4 protein-coding genes and 1 pseudogene are annotated in these 5,722 nt (G+C 31.8%); all 5 read right to left on the bottom strand.

From position 1 onward, the window contains the following. Positions 1–1,645: teichoic acid ribitol-phosphate polymerase TarL (gene tarL / locus HMPREF2658_RS09160; protein WP_001835303.1), on the bottom strand; the 1,645-nt coding region annotated here is incomplete at its 3' end. A 21-nt stretch (positions 1,646–1,666) separates the two neighbouring features. Beyond that, positions 1,667–2,692, bottom strand: coding sequence for a ribitol-5-phosphate dehydrogenase (locus tag HMPREF2658_RS09155; protein WP_000610202.1), 1,026 nt, complete (start codon positions 2,690–2,692; stop codon positions 1,667–1,669). Further along, positions 2,685–3,401, bottom strand: coding sequence for a D-ribitol-5-phosphate cytidylyltransferase (locus tag HMPREF2658_RS09150; RefSeq protein WP_000872484.1), 717 nt, complete (start codon positions 3,399–3,401; stop codon positions 2,685–2,687). The genes HMPREF2658_RS09155 and HMPREF2658_RS09150 overlap by 8 nt, the downstream gene beginning before the upstream one ends. Positions 3,402–3,676: 275 nt before the next feature. Further along, positions 3,677–4,846: a teichoic acid glycerol-phosphate transferase TarF gene (gene tarF, locus HMPREF2658_RS09145; RefSeq protein ID WP_000598256.1), complete on the bottom strand. Its 1,170-nt coding sequence runs from the start codon at positions 4,844–4,846 to the stop codon at positions 3,677–3,679. A 427-nt stretch (positions 4,847–5,273) separates the two neighbouring features. Then, a pseudogene (gene tarK, locus HMPREF2658_RS09140) lies at positions 5,274–5,722 on the bottom strand (teichoic acid ribitol-phosphate polymerase TarK); the annotation flags it as partial.

Raw genomic sequence — 5,722 nt, 5'->3', positions numbered from 1 at the left:
CATCTTGATATTTAAAATGTTTATCTAAGAATGGAATAACTTTTTCTCCTTCATAATCTTCATTGTCCAAGGCATCCATTAATGCATCAAATGATTGCACAATCTTACCTGGAACAAATGATTCATATGGCTCATAAAAATCACGTGTCGTAATATAATCTTCTAAGTCGAATGCATAGAAAATCATTGGCTTTTTAAATACTGCGTATTCATATATTAATGATGAATAATCACTAATCAATAAATCTGTTATGAACAGTATATCATTAACTTCTCTAAAGTCAGAAACGTCAACAAAATATTGTTTATGTTTGTCTGCAATATTAAGTCTATTTTTCACAAATGGATGCATTTTAAATAATACAACCGCGTTATTTTTTTCGCAATATCTTGCTAAACGTTCAAAATCAATTTTGAAAAATGGGTAATGTGCTGTACCATGACCACTACCTCTAAATGTTGGTGCGAAAAGAATGACTTTCTTACCTTTAATAATCGGTAATTCATCTTCCATCTCTTGTTTGATCTGTGTCGCATAAGCTTCATCAAATAGTACATCAGTACGTGGCACACCTGTAGGCACTACATTTTTCTCTTTAATACCAAATGCTTCAGCGTAGAATGGAATATCGGTTTCAGATGATACATAAGCTTTTGTATAGCTACGATGATTTAATGAATCAATAAATGGTCCACCCTTTTTACCAGTACGACTAAAGCCAACTGTTTTAAAGGCACCAACGGCATGCCACACTTGAATAACTTCTTGAGAACGTCTAAAACGCACTGTATAAATCAATGGGTGAAAGTCATCAACAAAGATGTAGTCTGCCTTCCCAAGTAAATATGGCAATCTAAACTTGTCGATGATGCCACGTCTATCTGTAATATTCGCTTTAAAAACAGTGTGAATATCATACTTTTTATCTAAATTTTGACGTAACATTTCGTTATAGATGTATTCAAAGTTTCCAGACATCGTTGGTCTAGAGTCTGATGTGAACAACACCGTATTCCCTTTTTTCAAGTGGAAAAATTTCGTCGTATTAAATATCGCTTTAAAAATAAATTGTCTTGTATTAAATGATTGTTTGCGGAAATACTTTCGTAATTCTTTATATTTACGAACGATATAAATACTTTTAACTTCCGGAGTCGTTACAACAACATCAAGGACAAATTCATTAACATCGCTAGAAATTTCAGGTGTAACAGTATAAACCGTTTTCTTTGAAATGCCGCCTTTTCTAAATTCTTTTAGGTAAGTCTGCAATAAGAAATTGATTTTACCATTTTGTGTTTCTAATTCGTTGTATTCTTCTTCTTGTTCTGGCTTTAGATTTTGATATGCATCATTAATCACATCTGGGTTTAACTGTGCAATATAATCAAGTTCTTGCTCATTCACTAATAAGTACTTATCTTCAGGTAAGTAATAACCATTATCTAAGATAGCTACATTGAAACGACAAACGAATTGATTCCCATCTATTTTGACATCATTCGCCTTCATTGTACGTGTCTCAGTTAAATTTCTTAATACAAAATTACTATCTTCTAAATCTAGGTTTTCACTATGTCCTTCAACGAATAACTGAACACGTTCCCAATAGATTTTATCTATATATATCTTACTTTTAACCAACGTTAATTCATCCTTTTCTATTTACATAATCCATTTTAATACTGTTTTACCCCAAGATGTAGACAGGTCTGCTTCAAAAGCATCTGTAAGATCATTAATTGTTGCAATTTCAAATTCTTGACCTTTTAACAACGCTAATTTATCTACAATATCTGGGTATTGAATGTACAAGTCTACAACATCTTGGAAATCTTTTGAACCACTTCGACTACTACCAATCAACGTTAGTCCTTTTTCCAATACTAGACGTGTATTAACTTCTACTGGGAACTCACTTACACCTAACAGTGCAATGCTTCCTTCTGGTGAAATATAATCAATCATTTGATTTATTGCTGATTGGCTACCACGCCCACCAACGCACTCAAATGCATGATCAAATGTTAAGCCTTCAGGTATTTTATTAATAAAGAAGACATCATCAACAAATGAGAAGTGACTCAATTTATAATCTGTTTTACCAAAGACATATATTTTAGACTCTGGATATAATTTACGTAATAAAATGGCTGTAATGTAACCTAAGTTACCATCACCCCAAATACCAAATGTATTTTTATTTGAAATAGATTTCTTTTCAAAACGACGAATAGCATGCAAACTTACTGTTACAAGCTCTGTATATGAAATAATACTTAAATCAATATCATCAGGTAGTGGTACAGCTCTATCATGATTTAGCAACACAAAATCTTGCATAAACCCATCATGTCCACTTGATCTGAAATAGCTCGATTTTAAATAATTTTCAGCAATTACATCGTCTTTTTCTGTCGGCGTATTCGGTACCATAACCACTTTTGTACCTTTATTAAACACACCTTTACTGTCAAATACGACCTCACCCACACCTTCATGAATTAAAGACATTGGCAATTTCTGAGATAAGACATTCTCATCACGGCTACCAGTATAATATCTTTGATCGGCAGCACAAATTGACATATATAAAGGACGTACAATGACATAGTCACTGTAAATATCTACGTTGTTATACGTAACTTCAAATTGTCTAGGTGCAACTAATTGATATACTTGATTAATCATCGGCAATACCACCTCGAATAATAGCATTCGCTACTTTTAAATCGTAAGGTGTTGTTACTTTAATGTTATATAACTCACCTTTTACAAGTCGAACCGGTTTGTTTGTTTCTACAATAATCTTACAAGCATCAGATAAAATACTCTTTTGCTCATCACTTAACTGCGCATAGCTTTCTTTTAATAAATTAATATTGAATGATTGTGGTGTTTGACCTTGATACATTTCATTACGCACTGGAATGGCATCAATTGTTTGATCATCTTTAGATGTAACAATTGTATCGATAGCATCAATAACTGTATCTACCGCGCCATACTCTAATGCAGCTTGAATATTTTCTTTAATGATACGATGCGTTAAAAATGGTCTTACTGCATCGTGCGTTACAATAACATCGTCATCGTTAATACCATTTGTTGATTCAATATGTTTAACGATATTCATAATTGTATCGTTACGATCACTACCACCTTGAATCACTTCAATTCTCTCATCAGAAATTTTGAATTTTCTAAGTGTATCTTTTGTATGCGTCATCCATTGTTGTGGCGTCGCGATAATAATTTTTTCAAAATCATTAATTAAAATAAATTTTTCTAATGTATGGATTAAAATCGGTTTGTTGTCTAAATCTAAAAATTGTTTAGGTAAAGGTACGTTACCCATTCTTGAGCCTATACCTCCAGCTAGAATACCAGCGTATTTCATAAAATACTTCCTCCATTCAACTATATCTATATTTAATTATTTAAATTTCGTTGCATTTTCCAATTGAAAACTCATTTTAAAATCAAAACTCTAAATGTCTGTGTATTACTTAAAATTATACATATTTTGCTTATATTTTAGCATATTTTGTTTAAACCTATATTACATTATATCAGACGTTTTCATACACAAATAATAACATACAAGCAAACATTTCGTTTATTATTTATATCACTTAACTAATTAATTTATAATTTTTTATTGTTTTTAAGTTATCACTTAAAAATCGTTTGGCAAATTCGTTGTGACGCGTGTCCATCTTCCAATGAACAGAATTTTTGATAAAATACCGTTCGTGCTTCAATATATTCATTTGCAGTCTCATCGATTTGTTTTAATACATCAATGAGTGCTGTTTGATTTTCAACAATTGGACCTGGCAACTCTTTTTTATAATCCATGTAAAAACCTCTAAGCTCATCGCCATATTTATCTAAGTCATACGCATAGAAAATTTGCGGACGCTTTAATACACCGAAGTCGAACATGACAGATGAGTAGTCGGTAACTAACGCATCGCTGATTAAGTATAAATCCGAAATGTCTTCATAATCTGAAACGTCTTTCACAAAATCATCATGTTCATCAATACGTGTCACAACTAAATAATGCATGCGTAATAAAATAACATAATCATCATCCAGCGCTTGACGCAAAGCTTCTATATCAAAGTTAACATTAAATTGATATGAACCTTCTCGAATCGCTTCATCGTCACGCCAAGTTGGTGCATACATAATCACTTTTTTATCTAATGGAATATTTAATCTTGTCTTAATACCATTAATATATTCAGTATCATTGCGTTTATGTGATAATTTATCATTTCTTGGATAACCTGTTTCCAAAATCTTATCTCGACTAACATGAAATGCATGTTGAAATATCGATGTCGAATATGGATTAGGTGACACTAGATAATCCCAACGTTGGCTTTCTTTTTTAAAGTCATCTTGGTAATTTTGAGTATTTGTTCCTAGCATTTTAACGTTACTAATATCCAAACCAATCTTTTTCAATGGCGTGCCATGCCATGTTTGTAAGTACGTCGTTCGCGGTGATTTATATAACCAATCTGGTGTACGTGTGTTAATCATCCACGCTTTCGCTCTTGGCATCGCTAAAAACCATTTCATTGAAAACTTTGTAACATATGGTACATTGTGCTGTTGGAATATGTGTTCATATCCTTTTTTCACACCCCATATTAATTGGGCATCGCTATGTTCAGTTAAGTATTCATATAATGCTTTGGGATTGTCGCTGTATTGTTTACCATGAAAGCTTTCAAAATAAATTAGATTCTTGTTTGGCAATTTTGATAGTAATTTAAAAGTCGTATATATACTGTGTTCTATCAATTTTTTAATTGTAGTTTTAATCATGTCGTACCTCCGACGTGTTTTTGTAATTATATTAATATGTATGAGCAAGCTCATTGTAACCATGCCTATTATAGCATTTCATCATAAAATACATTTAACCATTACACTTGTCGTTAATTATCATACGAAATACATGATTAATGTACCACTTTAACATAACAAAAAATCGTTATCCATTCATAACGTATGTGTTTACACATTTATGAACTAGATAACGATTGGATTGATTATTTTATTTTACAAAATGACAATTCAGTTGGAAGGTGATTGCTTTTGATTGCATCGTCTTATGCATGAAAAATCAAAAGGTCATTCTCATTGTATAGTCCTGCTTCTCATCATGACATGTTGCTCACTTCATTGTCAGAACCCTTTTTGAAAACTATGCCTTATGACTCATTTGCATGGCAAGTAATATATGCCAACATTAGCGTCTAAACAAATCTTTGACTAAACGTTCACTTGAGCGACCATCTTGATATTTAAAATGTTTATCTAAGAATGGCACAACTTTTTCAACCTCATAATCTTCATTGTCCAAAGCATCCATTAATGCATCAAAGGATTGTACAATTTCACCTGGAACAAATGATTCATATGGTTCATAGAAATCACGCGTCGTAATATAATCTTCTAAGTCAAATGCATAGAAAATCATTGGCTTTTTAAATACTGCATATTCATATATTAAAGATGAATAATCACTAATCAACAAGTCTGTAACAAAGAGAATATCGTTAACTTCACGATAATCTGACACATCGATAAAGTATTGTCTATGTTCACGTGAAATATTAAGTCTATTTTTTACGAACGGATGCATTTTGAATAACACAACTGCATTATTTTTTTCGCAATATCTTGCTAAACGTTCAA

The organism is Staphylococcus sp. HMSC062H10, assembly GCF_001836945.1.
GTDB classification, from domain to species: Bacteria; Bacillota; Bacilli; order Staphylococcales; family Staphylococcaceae; genus Staphylococcus; species Staphylococcus aureus.
The sequence above is the reverse complement of the archived record's forward strand: the minus strand, read 5'-3'. Positions and strand labels throughout refer to the sequence as shown.